This is a genomic window from Citrobacter sp. On2M (assembly GCF_018035235.1).
Classification (GTDB): domain Bacteria; phylum Pseudomonadota; class Gammaproteobacteria; order Enterobacterales; family Enterobacteriaceae; genus Citrobacter; species Citrobacter meridianamericanus.
Map to the genome: position 1 here is coordinate 335,638 of NZ_WPCV01000001.1, position 19,591 is coordinate 355,228.

Consider the following 19,591-nt stretch of genomic DNA (forward strand, 5'->3'; position numbering starts at 1 on the left):
TCGCGATGGAAAGCAAACGTCTGGATAATGCCGCGCTGGCGGCGGGGATCAGCCCCAATTACATTAATGCCCACGGTAAACCGCAGTCTATTGGTACCGAAACCAAGCGGCGTTTGCTTGACGCCATGCATCGCACCACCGCCGCCACTCCGGTGGCGGTGACCCCAGTGCCGAATGTCATGGTTTATACCGCCGGTAAGAAAATGCCGCTGGCGGTTGAGGGAAGCGGAGAGTTTACCTGGCTGCTGACTACCGAAGAGGGCGTGCAGCACAAAGGGCATGCCGTCGGTGGTAAATCTTTCAACCTTCCGGCCAGGCTGCCGGAGGGATATCACACGCTGACCTTGACCCAGGGTGAGCTGCGTAGCCATTGTCGCGTCATCGTGGCGCCAAAACGCTGTTATGAACCGCAGGCGCTGTTAGCCGGGCAGAAGCTGTGGGGCGCATGCGTTCAGCTCTACACCTTGCGTTCAGAAAAAAACTGGGGGATTGGCGACTTTGGCGATTTGCGCGCCATGCTGGTGGATGTGGCGCAACGCGGCGGCGCGTTTATCGGGCTCAATCCGATTCATGCGCTGTACCCGGCGAACCCGGAGAGCGCCAGCCCGTACAGCCCGTCGTCACGTCGCTGGCTGAACGTTATTTATATTGATGTTAACGCAGTAGATGATTTCCGCCTGAGTAAAGAGGCGCAGGCCTGGTGGCAGAAACCCGCGACTCAGCAAGCGCTGCAACGCGCGCGCGATAGTGAATGGGTTGATTACTCTACCGTTACCGTCCTGAAGATGACCGCGTTACGTATGGCATGGAAAAATTTCTCTGCACGTGACGATGAGCAGATGGCGGCATTTCGCCAGTTTGTCACTCGGGAGGGAGATAGCCTGTACTGGCAGGCAGCCTTTGACGCGCTGCATGCGCATCAGGTGCAAGAGGATGCATTGCGCTGGGGCTGGCCGGTGTGGCCGCAGGCACTCCAGACGGTGGACTCACCGGAAGTAAAACGCTTCTGCGAAGCACATCGTGACGATGTGGATTTCTATCTGTGGTTACAGTGGTTGGCGTATACCCAGTTTGCTGACTGCTGGAAAACCAGCCAAAGTTTTGCGATGCCGATTGGACTGTATCGCGATCTGGCGGTTGGTGTGGCCGAAGGCGGGGCGGAAACCTGGTGCGACCGCGAGCTGTATTGCCTGAAAGCCTCGGTTGGCGCTCCGCCGGATATTCTCGGTCCGCTCGGGCAAAACTGGGGGCTGCCGCCGATGGATCCGCACATCATCACGGCACGCGCCTACGAACCGTTTATCGAACTGCTGCGCGCCAATATGCAGAACTGCGGCGCGCTGCGTATCGACCATGTTATGTCGATGCTGCGTCTGTGGTGGATCCCCTACGGTGAAACTGCCGATCACGGCGCTTACGTGCACTATCCGGTCGATGACCTGCTTTCAATTCTGGCGCTGGAAAGTAAACGTCATCATTGCATGGTAATTGGTGAGGATCTGGGCACCGTGCCGGTAGAAATCGTCAGCAAGCTGCGCGACAGCGGCGTGTACTCCTATAAAGTGCTTTATTTTGAGAATGACCATGAGAAAAACTTCCGTGCGCCGAAAGCGTACCCGGAACAATCAATGGCAGTCGCGGCGACGCATGACCTTCCTACGCTTAAAGGTTATTGGGATAGCGGCGATCTGACGCTGGGTAAGGCGCTGGGCCTGTACCCGGATGAGGTTGTGCTGCGTGGGTTGTATCAGGACCGAGAACTGGCGAAGCAGGGGCTGCTGGACGCGTTGCACAAGTACGGCTGTTTGCCAAAACGTGCTGGTCACAAGGCGTCACTGATGTCGATGACGCCGATTCTTAATCGCGGCATGCAACGCTACATCGCTGACAGCAACAGTGCGCTGCTGGGCCTACAACCGGAAGACTGGTTGGATATGGCTGAACCGGTCAACATTCCGGGGACCAGCGACCAGTACAAAAACTGGCGGCGTAAGCTCACCGCCATGCTGGAGCAGATGTTTGCCGATGAGAGAGTGAACAAGCTGATTAAGGATTTGGATAAGCGGCGAAAAGTGGCCGCGAAGAAGAAGTAAAAAAGCCGGGGATTCCCCGGCTTTTTTTGTCTGAAACGTGTGTTGTTAAACTACCATACCCAGCAGCAGACACCCTACCAGGCCGCAGACGGAGATAATGGTTTCCAGCATTGACCATGACTTGATGGTTTCACCGATAGTCAGGTTGAAGTACTCCTTGAACAGCCAGAAGCCTGGATCGTTCACGTGGGAGAAGATGACCGAACCGGAACCCACCGCAATAACCATTAGCTCAGGGCTTACGCCGGTCGTTGCAATCAGTGGTGCCACAATCCCGCCTGCGGTGATTGCTGCAACAGTTGCAGAACCCAGTGCGATACGCAGGACCGCCGCGATAGACCATGCCATCAGCAGTGGAGACACGTTAGAGCCGTGCATCATTGATGCAATGTATTTGTCCACGCCGCTATCAACCAGGACCTGTTTGAAGGCACCGCCGCCGCCGATGATCAACAGCATCATCGCAATGATTTTGATTGAGGACACCAGCGTGTCGTTAATCTGATCCATCGAACGTCCACGGTTCAGACCAAACGTGAACATCGCAATCAGCACCGCGATAAGCGTTGCCATAACCGGGTCACCGAGGAATTCTGCAACCGTCAGGAAAGCATGACCTTTCGGCAGAATCATCTCCGCCACGGCACGCATCGCCATCAGGATCACCGGTACCAGAGAGGTCCAGACGCTGACGCCAAAGCCAGGCATCTCTTCTTCAGTGAAGGTTTTTGCGCTGTACAGACCTTCCGGGATCGGCTTGTCGATACCTTTCAGGAAACGTGCGTATACCGGACCGGCGAGAATAACGGTCGGGATTGCCAAAATCGTACCAAACAGCAGGGTTTTGCCCATATCTGCATGGAAAATAGTGGCGATAGCAGTCGGACCCGGGTGCGGTGGCAGGAAGCCGTGCGTTACGGACAGCGCCGCAGCCATCGGCACGCCAACGTACAATAGCGGGATGTTGGCAGCTGCGGCAATGGTGAACACCAGCGGCAGCATCAGTACGAAACCAACTTCGTAGAACAAGGCAAAACCAACGGTGAAGCCGGTTAATACCACCGCCCACTGAATATGTTTTTTGCCGAATTTAGCAATCAGGGTGGTTGCGATGCGCTGTGCGCCGCCGCAGTCCGCCAGCATTTTGCCCAGCATGGCGCCAAAACCCATAATCAGGGCGAGGCTGCCAAGGGTTCCGCCGACGCCGGCTTTAATCGAACCGATGACTTTATCCAGTGGCATCCCTTGCATCAATCCGACAGCAAGCGCCACCAGGACGAGAGCGATGAAACCGTTCATTTTGAAACGGATCATCAGGAGGAGTAACAAGATTACACCGATAGCAACGATGACTAATGGCATGATTTACCTGGCCTTAACTTTGTTATGGGTAACGTCAGTGTTTAGATGACAAATTCCGATTGTCCCGACCGGGAACAGAGTATTCTCAGCACCAATGCTGGTTGCCTGCAAAACTAATCAGTTTAGCGGACTATTATGTGTGTGTTAGGTGCTGATACGAATGATACGGGTAACATATGGCGCTTGAAAATCACCTGGGCAGGCAAAATTTAAATTATGAGAGGCTGGTCAAATTATGAGGGAGATTGTTGCAGGAGATATGCGAAGAATTTTCGACCCGGCAGGGATTAGGCTACCGGGCAAATACAGACGGGCTTAGTAGTAAGAGTGTTCGCCACGCTGGTGTTCGGTTAAATCGCGAACGCCTTTCAGTTCAGGGAATTCAGCCAGCAGCTGCTTCTCGATACCTTCTTTCAGCGTCACATCGACCATTGAACAGCCGTTACAGCCGCCGCCAAACTGCAGAATGGCGTAGCCTTCATCGGTGATTTCCATCAGTGAGACGCGACCGCCATGGCCTGCCAGCTGTGGATTGATCTGTGATTGCAGCATGTACTCCACGCGTTCCATCAGCGGTGCATCATCGGCCACTTTACGCATTTTGGCGTTTGGTGCCTTCAGCGTCAGCTGGGAACCTAACTGGTCGGTAACGAAATCGATTTCTGCATCTTCCAGATACGGTGCGCTCAGTTCATCAACATATGCGGTCAGCAGGTCAAATTTAATGGCGGTGTCGGTTGCTTCCACGGCGTCCGGCGGACAATAAGAAACGCCGCATTCAGCGTTAGGCGTGCCGGGATTAATCACAAATACGCGGATTTGTGTCCCTTCTTCCTGATTTGCCAGCAGTTTGGCAAAGTGCGCTTGTGCAGCATCGGAAATATGGATCATAGTAATGGCCTAATAGTTGACTATTTTACTTGGTTATAATACGCCCATCATCGAGGCTCTACAAGGTTCGACACAGGCACCATACCTGGACAGTCGCGGCGCCGTTGCGTAAAAGCAGCTGCGCGATTTCCGCGACGGTACTTCCGGTAGTGACGACATCATCCACAATAACCATATGGAGTCCCTGCACCGGCAATTCAAGGCGAAAGGCGTTTTTCAGGTTACGTTTACGCAATCGGGCGCTGAGATGGTGCTGCGTGGCGGTTGCCCGAACCCGCGAGATGGTCCGGCTGTCCCAGTCGCAACCCAGCCAGTGCGCCAGTGGGCGACACAGCAATTCGCTCTGATTAAACCCCCTGCGCCAGTGCCGTCGTTGCCAGAGCGGGACGCTGACGAGCCTGTCTGGCAGGGGAAGACCGCTGACGCGCCGGGCCTGTAATACCTCCAGCAACAGCAAACGTGAAAGGGCGGAGGCCATTTCACTGCGTCGCGAAAACTTGAACTGGTGGATAAGTCCGCTCAACGGCGGAAGATAGTCGCTGATGGTGACCAGGCGCTGCCACGGTGGGGGTTTTTGCAAGCAACGTCCGCAGGGAACGACGGCGTGGGCGGCAGGGAGTCCGCATTGAGGGCAAAGGCTGACGTGCTGACGCGTTGCCCGTGCGCAGACTGAACAGATCCCCCAATGCCCTAACGTCAGGGGCATTCGGCATAGCCAGCACAATCCCGGTACTGTTAGCATAGAAACATCCTGTTAGGCTAAAAGAGAACAATAACTGATGAATGACATCTGGTGGCAGACCCAGGGTTCGGGAAATTGCCATCTTGTGCTGCTGCACGGATGGGGACTGAATGCGCAAGTGTGGCATTGCATAAGCGAGGAACTGAGCTCGCATTTCACGCTGCATCTTGTCGACTTACCGGGATTTGGCCGCAGCCAGGGTTTCGGCGCGATGTCGCTGGAAGAGATGGCTGGGCGGGTATTAAAACAGGCGCCGGAGAACGCTATCTGGCTCGGCTGGAGTCTGGGGGGGTTGGTTGCAAGCCAGGTGGCGTTAACTCATTCTGAGCGTGTTCAGGCGTTGGTGACCGTGGCGTCATCCCCTTGCTTTAGCGCGCGTGAGGAGTGGCCGGGCATCAAGCCAGAAGTGCTGGCCGGTTTCCAGCAGCAACTGAGTGAAGATTTCCAGCGTACGGTGGAGCGTTTTTTGGCGTTGCAAACGATGGGCACGGAAACCGCCCGTCAGGATGCGCGAGCGCTGAAGAAAACGGTACTGGCTTTACCCATGCCGGATGTTGAGGTACTTAATGGCGGGCTGGAGATCCTGAAAACGGTCGATTTGCGTGAGCCATTGTGCTCGGTGGAAATGCCTTTCCTGCGGTTGTACGGCTATCTCGATGGACTGGTTCCGCGCAAAGTCGTCCCGATGCTCGATGCCCTGTGGCCACAGAGCGAGTCGTTGGTGTTTGCCAAAGCGGCGCATGCACCGTTTATCTCGCATCCTGCCGAGTTTTGCGCAGCGCTGGTGGCGTTAAAACAGAAACTGAATTGTTTCTAAAGTAACGGATATCTGCATAAACGAGTTATCCGGCCTGAACATTTGCAGTTATTTGTAGGCCGGATTAGCGTAGCGCCATCCGGCAGGAGCGGCAAATTAACGCAAGGCCCACCATTCGCGCAGGCAGGCTTTACCTTCCGGGCAACTTTTGCAGCTTCCGGAAAGACACCCGTCGGCATCCTCCTGAATCCGCACCGCTTTGCCCATTTTTTCTAACTGATTCAGCATGGCGTCAATCATAGGCTGTGGGGTATGTAGCGTGTGGCTAATTTGTGTTGCCTCCATGCGCCCCCGCAAAGCCAATAAATCACGAACCTGAATTAGTGATGCCATTGTCGATAACCTTAGTGGCAATCGCCAGTTGTGCTGGAACAGCAGGAACTCGCCGTTCTGTTGGTTGCCAGCAGGGCGAGGTCTACGCGGCTACGAGCTCGACGCAGCAGGCCCAGTAACACGATGTTAAACAGGATGACCGCTAAAATGCACACCAGGCTGTAGGTCGGGTGCTCTTTGTAGCTGACCGTCTGATAAAACAGCGTCGACAGAGAGTAGGCGATATTCAGGCCCCACAGAATCGAGAAGCCCATCCAGCCACGGCTGGATTCACGTGCGATAGCGCCCATCACTGAAATGCACGGCACATACAGCAAAACAAAGATCAGGTAGCTGTACGCGGCGGCGGCGCTGCCAAATTTCTCGCCCATCACGCCCATTGCGCCGGTAGCCATTTCACCGTCGCCCTTGCTGGCTTCGATAGGGTTAGCCAGTACGCTCAGGCTGAAGGTGTCTTTCAGGCTTTGCCAGGTTTCATCCACTGCGCCGAGCAGCTCGTCACCGAGGTGGAAATCTGCCGGATTGAACTCTTCTTCCTGAATGTTTTCTGCGGTATAGAGCGTGTTCAGCGTACCAACGACCACTTCTTTTGCCATCGCGCCGGTGAACAAACCTACGGTTGCCTGCCAGTTATCTTCGTGAACGCCAATCGGTTTAAACACGGGAGTAATAACACGGCTAACGGAGGCCAGAGCAGAGTCGTTGATGTTATCGACGATTTTCCCGCTCAGTGAGAAACTGTTAAACGCGCTGAGGAAAATGCTGACGATGATGATGACTTTACCCGCACGCAGAACGAAGCCTTTCAGGCGTTGCCAGGTCTGAATGATCAGACTCTTGATGTGCGGCACGTGGTATACCGGCAGCTCCATCACGAACGGCGTTGCTTCACCACGCATAATGGTGTGTTTGAGCATCAGGCCCGTCAACACCGCCATCACGATACCCAGTACGTACAGCGAGAAGACCGCCAGTGCGCCGTTCTGACCAAAGAACGCCGCGGCAAAGACGGCGAAAATCGCCAGACGTGCGCCGCAGGACATAAACGGCGCCATCATGATGGTCATCAGACGCTCACGCGGGGCGTCCAGCGTACGTGCGCCCATCACTGACGGTACGTTACAGCCAAAGCCGACGATCAGCGGGACGAAGGACTTGCCCGGCAGTCCCAGCGCCTGCATCAGACGGTCCATCACAAACGCGGCGCGCGCCATGTAACCGGAGTCTTCAAGGAAGGAGAGGAACAGGTACATCATGCCGATTTGCGGTACCAGCGGCAGCACAGTGTTAATCCCGCCGCCAAGCCCCTGGGCCAGGAAGATAGTGAGCCAGTCCGGGAAGTGCAGCGTGTAGCCAATCCACTGAATACCATGGATAAAGAGCGCTACGGAGCCGACGTCAAACAAAGGTTGCAGCGCGCCGCCAATGTTAATGGCGAGCAGGAACATCAGGTACATCACGAACAGGAAAATCGGCAGCCCGAGGAAGCGGTTGAGAACGATTTTATCTACTGCGGTGGTGAATCGGCTTGGCTCTGCCGTCAAGGTATTGCTTACGGTATCGCAGATAGCGGCAATGCACTGATAGCGCGCATCGGCGATATGCAGCGCCGGATCGTCCATTGTTTCGCTCAAGCGTGCGATGGAGGCATCGAGATTTTGCGCGGCATCACCCGCGTAGGCGCGGCTGTAGATATCGCCTTCCAGCATCTGCAGGCCCAGCCAGCGGCGCTGTTGTAGCGGCATATCTTTGGCCATCGCGTCGGCGAGAGAGTCCGCTTCCTGCAGCAGCGGCTGGGCATAATGGACCAGCTCGACGGTGTCGTTTTCTTTGTAGCGGTCGATCGCCAGCTTCAGCGCTTCTATGCCGCGGGCGCGGGTGGAAACCAGCGGAACCACCGGGCAGCCAAGACGCGCTGAGAGGGCGTCTATATCGATACGGATTTGCTGCTTTTCAGCGATATCCAGCATATTCAACGCGACGATGCAGGGGATGCCCAGCTCAAGCAGTTGCAACGTCAGGTAGAGATTGCGTTCAAGGTTTGACGCATCGACCACGTTGATCAACAGATCTGCGTCGCCGCTCAAAATATAGTGACAGGCAATCTGCTCATCGAGAGAAGTCTGAGATGAGATTGTCGTCAGAGAATAGGTGCCGGGTAAATCCACCAGCGTGACCTGATGGTCCGTTGTGGCGAAATGACCTTCTTTACGCTCAACGGTAACGCCAGCCCAGTTACCTACACGCTGGCGCGCGCCGGTGAGCTGGTTGAATAAGGTTGTCTTGCCGGAATTAGGATTACCAATTAAACCAATGGTTAGTTTTTTCATTTTTATAGACTCACTGTATTAACAGGAAACCGCTTCCACTTCTAATAACGCCAGATCTTTCTTACGCAATACCAGACTTACACGACGCGTTTCGATATGGATAGGATCGCCGAGCGGGGCGACGCGTACCACGTTGAAGGAGGAGCCGGGCAGCATGCCAAGTGACAACAGTTTCTGACGATAAGCCGGGCTGATTTCACGGGCAAAACCGGTAATTTTCCACGCACTGTCAGGAGTGAATTGCATAGGGACCTACTTATATCTCGCTAACTGGATGATTACCTCATGGGGCGACAGGGCGGCATGAGACCAGATGATTAGCCAACGTAAGGAAAGAGTAAATAATCAACAGAACAATGATAATGAGAATGGTTTCTATCATCAATAGAATAAATGTGACGGAATGTAGAATTGAACAATAATTTGAGCCAATTTTGATATTTCTCAACATTTATTCCGCTTTGGAATGAATGTTTCTGCAGTGTCATTATTGACTTTCTTAATGTGTAATTAAGGTTTTATTTGTTAACGAAATGATAAATATAAGGAGGGAAGAGAAAATAATATATTAAATATGCCGGACAGAGGTTTACACCGCCATCCGGCACACGATCCAAACTTAGCGTTTTTTACCCATTGCCGCCGCCAGCGCATCCATCATGGCGCTGTTGCCCGCAGGCTGTGCGTCACGACCGCGAGGTTTCGCGGCTTTGGGGGCCGAGCGATTAGCCTGAGCGCGATCGTTGTTCCCACCGCCGCGACGCGCATTGGTTTCACCCGGTTGCTCGTCCAAACGCATGGTCAGCGCGATACGCTTGCGTTGCAGGTCAACTTCCAGCACTTTCACCTTCACAATATCGCCCGCTTTCACCACGGTGTGCGGATCGTCGACGAACTTATTCGACAATGAAGAGATATGCACCAGACCGTCCTGATGAACACCAATATCAACAAACGCGCCGAAGTTGGTGACGTTGGTGACTGCCCCTTCCAGAATCATCCCCGGCAGCAGGTCATTCATGGTTTCTACGCCATCAGCAAACTGTGCGGTTTTAAATTCAGGACGCGGGTCGCGGCCCGGTTTTTCCAGCTCTTTAATGATGTCGGTGACGGTCGGCACCCCGAAACGTTCATCGGTAAAATCGGCAGCTTTCAGATTGCGCAGTTCGTTGCTATTACCCATCAGGTCACGCAACGATTGCTCGGTGGCGGCCAGAATGCGTTCCACAATCGGGTAGGCTTCCGGGTGAACGGTGGAGGCATCCAGTGGGTTATCGCCATGATTGATACGCAGGAAGCCCGCGCATTGTTCAAAGGCTTTAGGCCCCAGACGGCTGACTTTCAGCAACTGCTGACGGTTCTGGAACTGACCGTTCTCATCGCGCCAGGCGACGATGTTTTGCGCCATCATGCGCGTCAGACCGGCAACGCGGGTTAACAACGGTACGGAGGCGGTATTGAGATCGACGCCGACGGCGTTCACGCAGTCTTCCACCACCGCATCCAGCTTACGTGCCAGCTGCGTCTGGCTAACGTCGTGCTGATATTGGCCCACGCCGATCGATTTAGGATCGATTTTCACCAACTCTGCAAGTGGATCCTGCAGACGACGGGCGATGGACACCGCGCCACGCAATGAAACGTCGAGATCCGGGAACTCCTGCGCCGCCAGCTCGGAAGCTGAGTAAACCGATGCCCCGGCTTCGCTGACGATCACTTTCTGCGCGGTGACTTTCGGGAACTGTTTCTGCATGTCGAGGAAGAAACGCTCGGTTTCGCGTGACGCCGTGCCGTTACCAATCGCTACCAGCTCAACGTGGTATTTTTCGCACAGCGTCGCCACCGCAACGGCAGCTTTGGCGGCCTGACCGGTGTGTGGATAAATGGTGTCGGTCGCGACCAGCTTGCCGGTGCCGTCAACAACTGCCACCTTCACACCGGTACGCAGGCCGGGATCGAGTCCCATGGTGGCACGCAGACCCGCAGGCGCGGCCATCAGCAGATCGTGCAGATTACGGGCGAAGACGTTAATAGCTTCGTCTTCGGCGCGCTCACGCACGGTGCCCATCAGCTCGGTTTCGAGGTGCATCAGCACCTTAATACGCCAGGTCCAACTGACCACGCCTTTACGCCAGCTGTCGGCAGGTGCGTTGTTCAGGCGTAATCCCAGGTGGTCCTGGATAATCTGTTCGCCGTGGCTTTCTTTTGGCGGCTCATCGAATTGCGGATCGGCATTCAGCGAAAGCTGTAGCACACCTTCGTTACGGCCACGGAACATGGCCAGCGCACGGTGGGATGGCACGGTAGAGATCGGTTCGTGATGATCGAAGTAGTCGCGGAACTTCGCGCCTTCCTCTTCTTTTCCGCTTACCACAGTGGAGACCAGATGGGCGTTTTTCCACAAGTAATCACGTACTTTCGCCAGCAGTGCAGCGTCCTCAGCAAAGCGTTCCATCAGAATATAGCGTGCGCCGTCGAGGGCGGCTTTGGTATCCGCCACGCCGTTTTCGGCGTTGAGATACTTTGCGGCTTCGGTTTCCGGGTCGTGGGACGGTTCGTTCCACAGCAGGTCAGCCAGCGGCTCAAGGCCTGCTTCAATGGCGATTTGCCCACGGGTGCGACGCTTAGGTTTGTACGGCAGATAGAGATCTTCGAGTTCGGTCTTACTTAACGTGCCGTTGATCGCTTTCGCCAGATCGTCGGTCAGTTTGCCTTGCTCGCCGATAGATTTCAGGATTGCCTGACGGCGGTCTTCCAGTTCACGCAGATATCCCAGACGGGTTTCCAGATTACGCAGTTGCGTATCATCCAGACCGCCGGTGATTTCCTTACGATAACGTGCGATAAACGGCACGGTGTTCCCTTCGTCAAGCAGGCGAACGGCAGCTTCTACCTGTTCAGCACGAGCCTGAATTTCACCTGCGATAATGCGGCAGAAAGAATCATTCATCATGGATAGCTTCGTCTATAGGATAAAAAATCAGGGGATAGTTATACGGATTGACTGGCAAAAATGCCAGTCATCTACCGGGGCTTCGGATTGTTCCGGTCTCACTTAACGTATTCAATCTCGTTCACGTACCAGCTGGCTTCTCCGCCTGGAGTGTTTACCACAGCAAGATCGCCGACCTCTTTTTTAAGCAGCGCCCGCGCCATTGGCGAGTCGATAGAGATGTAATCTTTCCGGCCGAAGATCTCGTCGTAACCGACAATGCGGAATTTGCGGATGTCGCCATCGTCATTTTCAATCTCAACCCATGCGCCAAAGAAGACTTTACCCTCCTGCTGTGGGGAGTAATCGACGATTTTCAGATTCTCCATGCACTTCGTCAAATATCGGACGCGGCGATCGATCTCACGCAGGCGCTTTTTATTATACTGGTAGTCGGCATTTTCGCTGCGGTCACCCAGACTTGCAGCCCAGGTAACCTTTTTGGTGACTTCCGGGCGCTCTTCACGCCAGAGATAATTCAGCTCTTGTTTGAGTTTTTCATACCCTTCACGGGTTATCAGGGGCGTTTTCATCTTATTGTTTTACCTTCGACTCTGTGATGATGCGCACAATTAGTATTACGTGAGCATATCAACAGAATAAATAATGTATTGCGAGAAACATTGTATACTTAAGCTGCTGTTTAATATGCTTTGTAACAATTTAGCCTGCAATTAATACCAGAATTCGCTGGTGACTCACGTGAGCTTTCTTAAGAATATACACTTAATTGTTGCGAACCTTTGGGAGTAATAACAATGCAAGAGAACTATAAGATTCTGGTGGTCGATGACGACATGCGCTTACGTGCGCTTCTGGAGCGTTATCTGACCGAGCAGGGCTTCCGGGTTCGAAGCGTCGCAAACGCTGAGCAGATGGATCGTCTGCTGACCCGTGAGTCTTTCCACCTGATGGTGCTGGATTTAATGCTGCCGGGAGAAGATGGCCTGTCTATTTGCCGTCGCCTGCGCAGCCAAAGCAACCCGATGCCGATCATTATGGTTACGGCGAAGGGCGAAGAAGTGGACCGTATTGTAGGACTGGAAATCGGCGCTGACGATTACATTCCGAAACCGTTTAACCCGCGTGAACTGCTGGCGCGTATTCGCGCTGTACTGCGTCGTCAGGCGAACGAACTGCCGGGAGCGCCTTCCCAGGAAGAAGCGGTTATTGCGTTTGGTAAGTTCAAACTGAACCTCGGTACGCGTGAAATGTTCCGTGAAGATGAGCCTATGCCGCTCACCAGCGGTGAGTTTGCGGTGCTGAAAGCACTGGTCAGCCATCCGCGTGAGCCGCTGTCCCGCGACAAGTTAATGAACCTGGCCCGAGGTCGTGAATACTCGGCGATGGAGCGTTCCATCGACGTCCAGATTTCTCGTCTGCGTCGAATGGTGGAAGAAGATCCGGCGCATCCGCGCTATATTCAGACCGTATGGGGTCTGGGCTACGTCTTTGTTCCGGACGGTTCTAAAGCATGAGGCGAATGCGCTTCTCGCCACGAAGTTCATTTGCCCGCACGTTATTGCTTATCGTCACCTTGCTGTTTGCCAGCCTGGTGACGACCTACCTGGTAGTGCTGAACTTCGCGATTCTGCCGAGCCTTCAGCAGTTTAATAAGGTCCTGGCCTACGAAGTTCGTATGCTGATGACCGATAAACTACAGCTGGAGGACGGTACGCAACTGGTGGTGCCGCCCGCATTCCGCCGGGAAATTTATCGTGAGCTGGGTATTTCCCTCTATTCCAACGAGGCCGCTGAAGAAGCCGGGCTGCGTTGGGCGCAACACTATGAATTCTTAAGCCATCAGATGGCGCAGCAATTGGGTGGCCCGACGGAAGTGCGCGTTGAAGTAAACAAAAGCTCGCCTGTCGTGTGGCTGAAAACCTGGCTGTCGCCCAATATCTGGGTTCGCGTACCGCTTACGGAAATCCATCAGGGTGATTTCTCACCGCTATTCCGCTATACGCTGGCGATTATGCTGCTGGCTATTGGCGGGGCGTGGCTGTTCATTCGTATTCAGAACCGACCGTTGGTGGATCTTGAACATGCGGCACTGCAAGTGGGGAAAGGTATCATTCCACCGCCGTTGCGCGAGTATGGCGCCTCAGAGGTGCGCTCCGTAACCCGAGCCTTTAACCATATGGCCGCAGGTGTGAAGCAACTGGCCGATGACCGTACGCTGTTAATGGCGGGTGTGAGCCACGATTTACGTACTCCGCTGACGCGTATTCGTCTGGCGACGGAGATGATGGGCGAAGAGGACGGTTATCTCGCGGAGTCCATCAATAAGGACATTGAAGAGTGTAACGCCATTATCGAGCAGTTTATCGATTACCTGCGCACCGGTCAGGAGATGCCGATGGAGATGGCGGATCTGAACTCGGTGTTAGGCGAAGTGGTCGCGGCGGAAAGCGGTTATGAACGTGAAATCGAAACGGCGCTGCAGCCGGGCAGCATTCAGGTGAAAATGCACCCGCTGTCGATCAAGCGTGCGGTTGCTAATATGGTGGTTAACGCCGCCCGCTACGGCAACGGCTGGATTAAGGTCAGTAGCGGTACGGAGACGCATCGCGCCTGGTTCCAGGTGGAAGATGATGGCCCGGGCATCAAGCCGGAGCAGCGTAAACATCTGTTCCAGCCATTTGTCCGTGGCGACAGTGCGCGTAGTACCAGCGGCACGGGGCTGGGTCTGGCGATTGTGCAACGTATTGTCGATAACCATAATGGCATGCTGGAGATTGGCACCAGTGAACGGGGCGGGTTGTCAATTCGCGCCTGGCTTCCGGTTCCTTTCACTCGCGCGCAGGGTATCTCGAAAGACGTATAAGAAAGGGAGGCGAAATGCCTCCCTTTTTGTTGCGGTAGGCCGGATATGTGGCAACCACCATCCGACACTTTTTGTTACAGCTTCTTGTTACAGCTTCGGTCCGGCGCTAACCAGTGCTTCACCCGCAGGGGTGTCGGTGTATTTCTCGAAGTTTTCGATAAACAGTTTCGCCAGCGCGTTGGCTTTTTCTTGCCATTGTTCCGGAGACGCGTAGGTATTACGCGGATCGAGAATGCGCGTATCCACGCCAGGCAGCTCGGTCGGGATAGCGAGGTCAAACATCGGCAGACGGAACGTTTCCGCATCATCCAGCGAGCCGTTCAGAATGGCATCGATAATCGCGCGAGTATCTTTGATAGAGATACGCTTACCAGTACCGTTCCAGCCAGTGTTAACCAGATATGCCTGCGCACCTGCCGCTTGCATGCGTTTTACCAGTACTTCTGCGTACTGTGTTGGGTGCAGCGACAGGAAAGCTGCGCCAAAGCAGGCGGAGAAGGTTGGGGTGGGTTCGGTGACGCCACGTTCGGTACCGGCCAGTTTGGCGGTGAAGCCAGACAGGAAGTGGTACTGGGTTTGGTCCGCCGTCAGGCGAGAAACCGGTGGCAGTACGCCAAACGCATCGGCGGTCAGAAAGATTACTTTAGTGGCATGACCCGCTTTTGAGACCGGCTTAACGATATTATCGATGTGATAAATCGGGTAGGACACACGGGTGTTTTCGGTCTTGGAACCGTCGTCGAAGTCGATGGAACCATCTTCTCGCACGGTGACGTTTTCCAGTAGTGCGTCACGACGGATCGCGTTGTAAATTTCCGGCTCGGCGTCTTTAGACAGCTTGATGGTCTTCGCGTAGCAACCGCCTTCAAAGTTAAACACGCCGTCGTCATCCCAGCCGTGTTCGTCATCGCCAATCAGGCGGCGTTTCGGGTCGGTGGACAGTGTGGTTTTACCGGTGCCGGACAGGCCAAAGAAGACCGCCACATCACCTTTTTCCCCGACGTTTGCCGAGCAGTGCATGGAGGCAATGCCTTGCAGCGGCAGCAGGTAGTTCATTACGGAGAACATCCCTTTCTTCATTTCGCCGCCGTACCAGGTGCCGCCAATCAGCTGAATACGCTCAGTCAGGTTGAAAGCCACGAAGTTTTCAGAGTTCAGACCCTGCTCTTTCCATTGTGGGTTGGTGCACTTAGCGCCGTTCATCACGATGAAATCCGGTTTGAAATCAACCAGCTCTTCGTCGCTTGGGCGGATGAACATGTTTTTGACAAAATGCGCCTGCCAGGCCACTTCGGTAATGAAGCGTACGGAAAGACGGGTATCGGCGTTAGCGCCGCAGAATGCATCAATGATAAACAGGCGCTTGCCGGAAAGTTGCTGGGTGACTAATCCTTTCAGATGCTGCCAGGTTTCCGGGGAGAGCGGTTTGTTGTCGTTCTTACCTTTACCTTTGTCGGACCACCAGAGCGTGTCGCGCGTAGTGTCGTCACGGACAATGTACTTATCCTTTGGCGAACGTCCGGTAAAGATACCGGTATCAACGGCAACGGCGCCCAGGTTCGTTAACACGCCACGCTCATAACCTTGCAGGGAAGGATCGAGTTCCTCCTGGAAAAGCGTGTCGTAGTCTGGATTGTAAACGATATCCTGAACGTCATTGATACCATAAGCCTTGAGATCTTGCGGGGTTAAACTGTTGTTCACACGCATTTCACTGCTCCTTAGCCAATATGTATTACCTGGAATAGTAAGGTTTTTTAGGGATTGCTAACCGCGACAAGGCTCATAGATTTACGCATCCGGGAAAATCACGGGTAACCGAATACGCTGCGACTCCTGTCACAAAGAGGCGGATATTATGGCAGGAAACCCTTTTTTGTTGTGGAAAATGTTCTTAAAACGTTAATGAAGAGTGTTTTTGGCGGGAATCTTGTGAGTGTAATCGCATTCACGTAAGAAAATAACGTAACTCATACATAAACAATATCGATTCACTTCCCGTCGTTTTAGTCTGAAATTAACCTGCCAATGCTCAAAATTGTGAAGTTGATGCGATAATTACCTTTTCTCTTCATTCTGGATGACGACATGGATAGTGTTGAACTTTCACGTACCACTCGCTGGGGCATGATATCAATTGGCCTGTTACAGGGAATGTTGTGCTACCTGCTGATAACCTATCTGGCGCCGCATAACGACGGCTGGTTGTTTTGTGGCATGCCCGCGACGATTGCTTTCTCCTCGGCGCTTTTACTCACCGTTGTCTCGTTCAAACAACGTGCGCTGTGGTACTGGATGGCGTTGATTTTTGTGGTGGTGCTGGCGATGAGCGTGTGGCTGAAGTGGCAAGTTGAGGGTGGAGATAAGTGGCGGCAGCAGGAAACCTTTTTTCTCTACGGCTGGCGCTTGTTGTTGATGGCAATGCTGGCGTTGCCGTGGATTCAGTACTCGCTTCGCGCGTCCCGCCAGCAGACGCGCTATGCGCAATTTTATACGCAATTGTGGCTTAACGCGTTGACGCTGCTGATTGTGTTCATTTCCAACGGGTTGTTCTGGATGGTGCTCCTGCTGTGGAGCGAGATGTTTAAACTCGTCGGCATTACCTTTTTTGAAACGCTTTTTTTTGATACCGACTGGTTTGCCTACATCGTATTAGGCCTGATTACCGCGTTGGCGGTCGTACTGGCGCGTACGCAGTCGCGTCTGGTTGCGGCGGTACAAAAGCTGCTGACGTTAATCGCCACGGGTTTGCTACCTCTGATAGCGCTACTCGCGCTGATGTTTATGCTGACTTTGCCTTTCACCGGGCTGGAGGCTATTTCGCAGCGGGTTTCAGCGGCGGGGCTGATGTCAACGCTGACGTTTAGCCTGCTGCTGCTCATGGCCATGGTGCGCGAGCCACAAAAGGAAGCTCTACCTTATCCTAGCGCGTTACGCTATCTCATCAAATGTGCTCTGGCTGTCGCACCTATCTATACGCTGATTGCCGGCTGGTCACTGTGGGTGCGAATTCAGCAGTACGGTTGGACCCCTGAGCGTCTGCATGGCGTATTGGTGGTCTGCGTACTGTTGGTCTGGTCGTTTGGCTATCTGGTGAGCATTTTACGCCGGGGACGCAACCCACTTGAGATTCAGGGAAAGGTCATTCTCGGCGTTTCGTTACTGGCATTAGGGTTACTGGTTCTGCTCACGTCGCCAGTGATTGATGCCTGGCGCATTAGCGTCAACAGCCATATGGAGCGCTACTACAGCGGGAAAATCAAAGCAGATCAGGTTAGCCTGTATATGTTGAATCGCAGCGGGAAGCCGGGGCGTGCGGCGCTGGAAGCGTTACAAAAAGATGAGGCATTCAATAAGGATAGCAAGCGTAAACGTGACTTAAACGCCATTCTTCAGGAGGATCGCGATCCTATTCAGAACCTGACTACCACTCAGTTAGCGCCGAAAGTCATGATCGCACCGGGGAGCAAGAAACCCGATGATACCTTCTGGACGTTTATCAAAGGACAACGCTATCGTATTACTTCCTGCGTTGAACAGGACGCATGCGTCCTGGTCGATCAGGACCTCAATGCGGATGGTCACCCTGAGCAGGTGCTGTATGCCTTTGGCGATGGCGAAACACTGGTCTTCGGCAGGAAGGAGGATAAATGGGTTCTCATCGCGTCCGCTCAGCTACCAGAAGGGTTCAATAAAGATAAATTGCTCAAGGCGGTGGCGAATCATCAACTGGATTCTGCTCCCAGAGTCTGGCGGGATATCACTATTGATGGCACCCGGTTACCGATGAATTATTACAACGAGTGAGCTTGTTGCGGATAGGTTTTTTGCCGGGTGGCGAGGCGTACGTCTTATCCGGCCTACAACCGTTTACCTGTAGGCCGGATAAGAAGATTAATGTACCTGCGGGTCTGCCGGGGAGGCATTGCTGCGGATCTCAGCAATGTCCATGGCGTTAAACAGATAGTGGCTACCGCAGTAATCGCAGTGCATATCAATCTCGCCTTCTTCCGCCAGAATGCTGTCTACTTCTTCGTCCGGTAGCGTTTTCAGTGCGCCAGCGCAGCGTTCGCGTGAGCAGGTGCATTTGAACTCAACGTCCTGCGGATCGTAGAGGGTAACCTCTTCTTCGTGGTACAAGCGCCACAGCACTTCGTTGGCCGGCAGTGTCAACAGCTCTTCAGTTTTGATGGTTTCGGTCAGGGCGGTCAGGTGATCGAAATCATCGGTCTGTGCGTTTTGCGCCGGCATGACCTGCAGCAGCATTCCGCCAGCCGCGGGTTTGCCATCGACATCGCCAGTGCGGATAAACAGACGCGTTGGCAGCTGTTCAGAACGCATGAAGTAGTCTTCCAGGCAGGCAGCCAGCGTGTCACCTTCCAGACCGACCACGCCCTGATAGCGCTCGCCTTCTTCCGGGGTTATGGTGATCACCAGGTAGCCATTACCCACCAGCGTTTTCAGATCTGCGTCTTCAGGGATATCGCCCTGCATGCGGGCCACGCCGCGCATTTGTTGGTTGTTGTTGCCGTTAATGACGGCCAGGCTCAGCGGACCGTCGCCCTGCAGCTGTACAGTGATATCACCAGCAAACTTCAGCGTGGCGGTAAGCAGGCTGGTGGCGACCAGCAGCTCGGCCAGCACGTTTTTGACTGGCTGCGGATAAGTATGGTTTTCGAGGATCTGTTGCAGGGTTTCCGAAACGGTCACCAGCTCGCCGCGCACGGCAAAGTTTTCAAACAGATAACGATGTAATTGGTCATGTTGCGGCATAATCATCTCTCTTGCAGGTGACAGTCACTCGCTGTCGCCATGTTTAAATCGTAACAGGTCGCGGCGCTCTTTCTTGTCCGGTCGCCTGTCCGGGTGCGGCATGGTTAACGCGTTAAGTTTACGCGCCAGTGCCACTTTTTCGCGTTTTTCCACGCTTTCCGCGGTTTCTTCATACAGCGTAACGGCTTCCGTGGCCGGGCGACGCTGCTCGGTAATAGCCTTGATAATGACTGTTCGTTCGTCATTTCCCTGGCGCAGGGTGAGGGTGGCGTTCAGCTCGACAATCTTGCTCGGCTTGCTGCGTTGGCCGTTGTAATGCACCTTACCGCCTTCAACCATTTCGCGGGCTAGCGCACGCGTTTTGTAAAAGCGAGCAGCCCACAGCCATTTATCCAGCCTGACTTCAACAGGGGGCTTTTCTTTCATGGCGT

Annotated in this window: 16 protein-coding genes; 5 read left to right on the forward strand and 11 right to left on the reverse strand. The window is 54.0% G+C overall.

Annotation, left to right across the window (positions count from 1 at the left end; all coding sequences use genetic code 11):
- Positions 1 to 5 precede the first annotated feature (5 nt).
- Entirely contained in the window at positions 6 to 2,093 is a 2,088-nt protein-coding gene (gene malQ / locus On2M_RS01500) for a 4-alpha-glucanotransferase (protein ID WP_210904194.1), read from the forward strand.
- Between the two features lie 45 nt (positions 2,094 to 2,138).
- On the opposite strand, the gene gntT is transcribed toward malQ, so the two are convergent.
- From gntT to gntX, 3 genes are all read right to left on the reverse strand, one after another.
- Positions 2,139 to 3,455, reverse strand: coding sequence for a gluconate transporter (gene gntT, locus On2M_RS01505; RefSeq protein ID WP_003023507.1), 1,317 nt, complete (start codon positions 3,453 to 3,455; stop codon positions 2,139 to 2,141).
- 315 nt (positions 3,456 to 3,770) lie between these two features.
- Positions 3,771 to 4,346, reverse strand: a complete 576-nt coding sequence (nfuA, locus tag On2M_RS01510) for a Fe-S biogenesis protein NfuA (protein ID WP_003023509.1) — start codon at positions 4,344 to 4,346, stop codon at positions 3,771 to 3,773.
- A 58-nt stretch (positions 4,347 to 4,404) separates the two neighbouring features.
- Positions 4,405 to 5,088 (reverse strand): DNA utilization protein GntX, encoded by a 684-nt coding sequence (gene gntX / locus On2M_RS01515; protein WP_151216864.1) that lies wholly within the window; start codon positions 5,086 to 5,088, stop codon positions 4,405 to 4,407.
- A 37-nt stretch (positions 5,089 to 5,125) separates the two neighbouring features.
- Here gntX and bioH point away from each other — a divergent pair, with 37 nt between their 5' ends.
- The gene (gene bioH / locus On2M_RS01520) at positions 5,126 to 5,905 is read left to right on the forward strand and encodes a pimeloyl-ACP methyl ester esterase BioH (RefSeq protein ID WP_187253799.1); all 780 of its coding nucleotides are present in this window, start codon (positions 5,126 to 5,128) and stop codon (positions 5,903 to 5,905) included.
- A 96-nt stretch (positions 5,906 to 6,001) separates the two neighbouring features.
- On the opposite strand, the gene feoC is transcribed toward bioH, so the two are convergent.
- From feoC to greB, 5 genes are all read right to left on the reverse strand, one after another.
- On the reverse strand, positions 6,002 to 6,238 hold the full coding sequence (feoC, locus tag On2M_RS01525; protein WP_003023516.1) for a [Fe-S]-dependent transcriptional repressor FeoC: 237 nt from the start codon (positions 6,236 to 6,238) through the stop codon (positions 6,002 to 6,004).
- 11 nt (positions 6,239 to 6,249) lie between these two features.
- Positions 6,250 to 8,568, reverse strand: a complete 2,319-nt coding sequence (gene feoB, locus On2M_RS01530; protein ID WP_151216862.1) for a Fe(2+) transporter permease subunit FeoB — start codon at positions 8,566 to 8,568, stop codon at positions 6,250 to 6,252.
- A gap of 18 nt (positions 8,569 to 8,586) precedes the next feature.
- Positions 8,587 to 8,814, reverse strand: coding sequence for a ferrous iron transporter A (feoA, locus tag On2M_RS01535; RefSeq protein WP_003023519.1), 228 nt, complete (start codon positions 8,812 to 8,814; stop codon positions 8,587 to 8,589).
- Positions 8,815 to 9,187: 373 nt separating this feature from the next.
- Positions 9,188 to 11,521, reverse strand: coding sequence for a Tex family protein (locus tag On2M_RS01540; protein WP_151224128.1), 2,334 nt, complete (start codon positions 11,519 to 11,521; stop codon positions 9,188 to 9,190).
- A 98-nt stretch (positions 11,522 to 11,619) separates the two neighbouring features.
- Positions 11,620 to 12,093, reverse strand: a complete 474-nt coding sequence (greB, locus tag On2M_RS01545; RefSeq protein WP_003023524.1) for a transcription elongation factor GreB — start codon at positions 12,091 to 12,093, stop codon at positions 11,620 to 11,622.
- Positions 12,094 to 12,318: 225 nt separating this feature from the next.
- Here greB and ompR point away from each other — a divergent pair, with 225 nt between their 5' ends.
- Together ompR and envZ are read left to right on the forward strand one after the other, a co-directional pair.
- Positions 12,319 to 13,038 carry a two-component system response regulator OmpR gene (ompR, locus tag On2M_RS01550; RefSeq protein WP_151398003.1) on the forward strand — a complete coding sequence of 240 codons (720 nt, stop codon included), beginning with the start codon at positions 12,319 to 12,321 and terminating at the stop codon, positions 13,036 to 13,038.
- Complete coding sequence (envZ, locus tag On2M_RS01555; RefSeq protein ID WP_151216861.1) at positions 13,035 to 14,387, forward strand: two-component system sensor histidine kinase EnvZ; 1,353 nt, start codon at positions 13,035 to 13,037, stop codon at positions 14,385 to 14,387. The genes ompR and envZ overlap by 4 nt, the downstream gene beginning before the upstream one ends.
- An 87-nt stretch (positions 14,388 to 14,474) precedes the next feature.
- Here the strand turns inward: envZ and pckA are convergent, their stop codons facing one another.
- Positions 14,475 to 16,097, reverse strand: a complete 1,623-nt coding sequence (pckA, locus tag On2M_RS01560; RefSeq protein ID WP_151216860.1) for a phosphoenolpyruvate carboxykinase (ATP) — start codon at positions 16,095 to 16,097, stop codon at positions 14,475 to 14,477.
- A gap of 378 nt (positions 16,098 to 16,475) precedes the next feature.
- Between pckA and On2M_RS01565 the strand changes: the two genes are divergently transcribed.
- Positions 16,476 to 18,194, forward strand: coding sequence for a DUF4153 domain-containing protein (locus tag On2M_RS01565; RefSeq protein WP_210904196.1), 1,719 nt, complete (start codon positions 16,476 to 16,478; stop codon positions 18,192 to 18,194).
- Positions 18,195 to 18,281: 87 nt separating this feature from the next.
- Here On2M_RS01565 and hslO read toward each other — a convergent pair whose 3' ends face one another.
- The gene (gene hslO / locus On2M_RS01570) at positions 18,282 to 19,160 is read right to left on the reverse strand and encodes an Hsp33 family molecular chaperone HslO (protein ID WP_151216858.1); all 879 of its coding nucleotides are present in this window, start codon (positions 19,158 to 19,160) and stop codon (positions 18,282 to 18,284) included.
- Positions 19,161 to 19,184: 24 nt separating this feature from the next.
- Positions 19,185 to 19,586, reverse strand: coding sequence for a ribosome-associated heat shock protein Hsp15 (hslR, locus tag On2M_RS01575; protein WP_151216857.1), 402 nt, complete (start codon positions 19,584 to 19,586; stop codon positions 19,185 to 19,187).
- Positions 19,587 to 19,591: the final 5 nt, after the last annotated feature.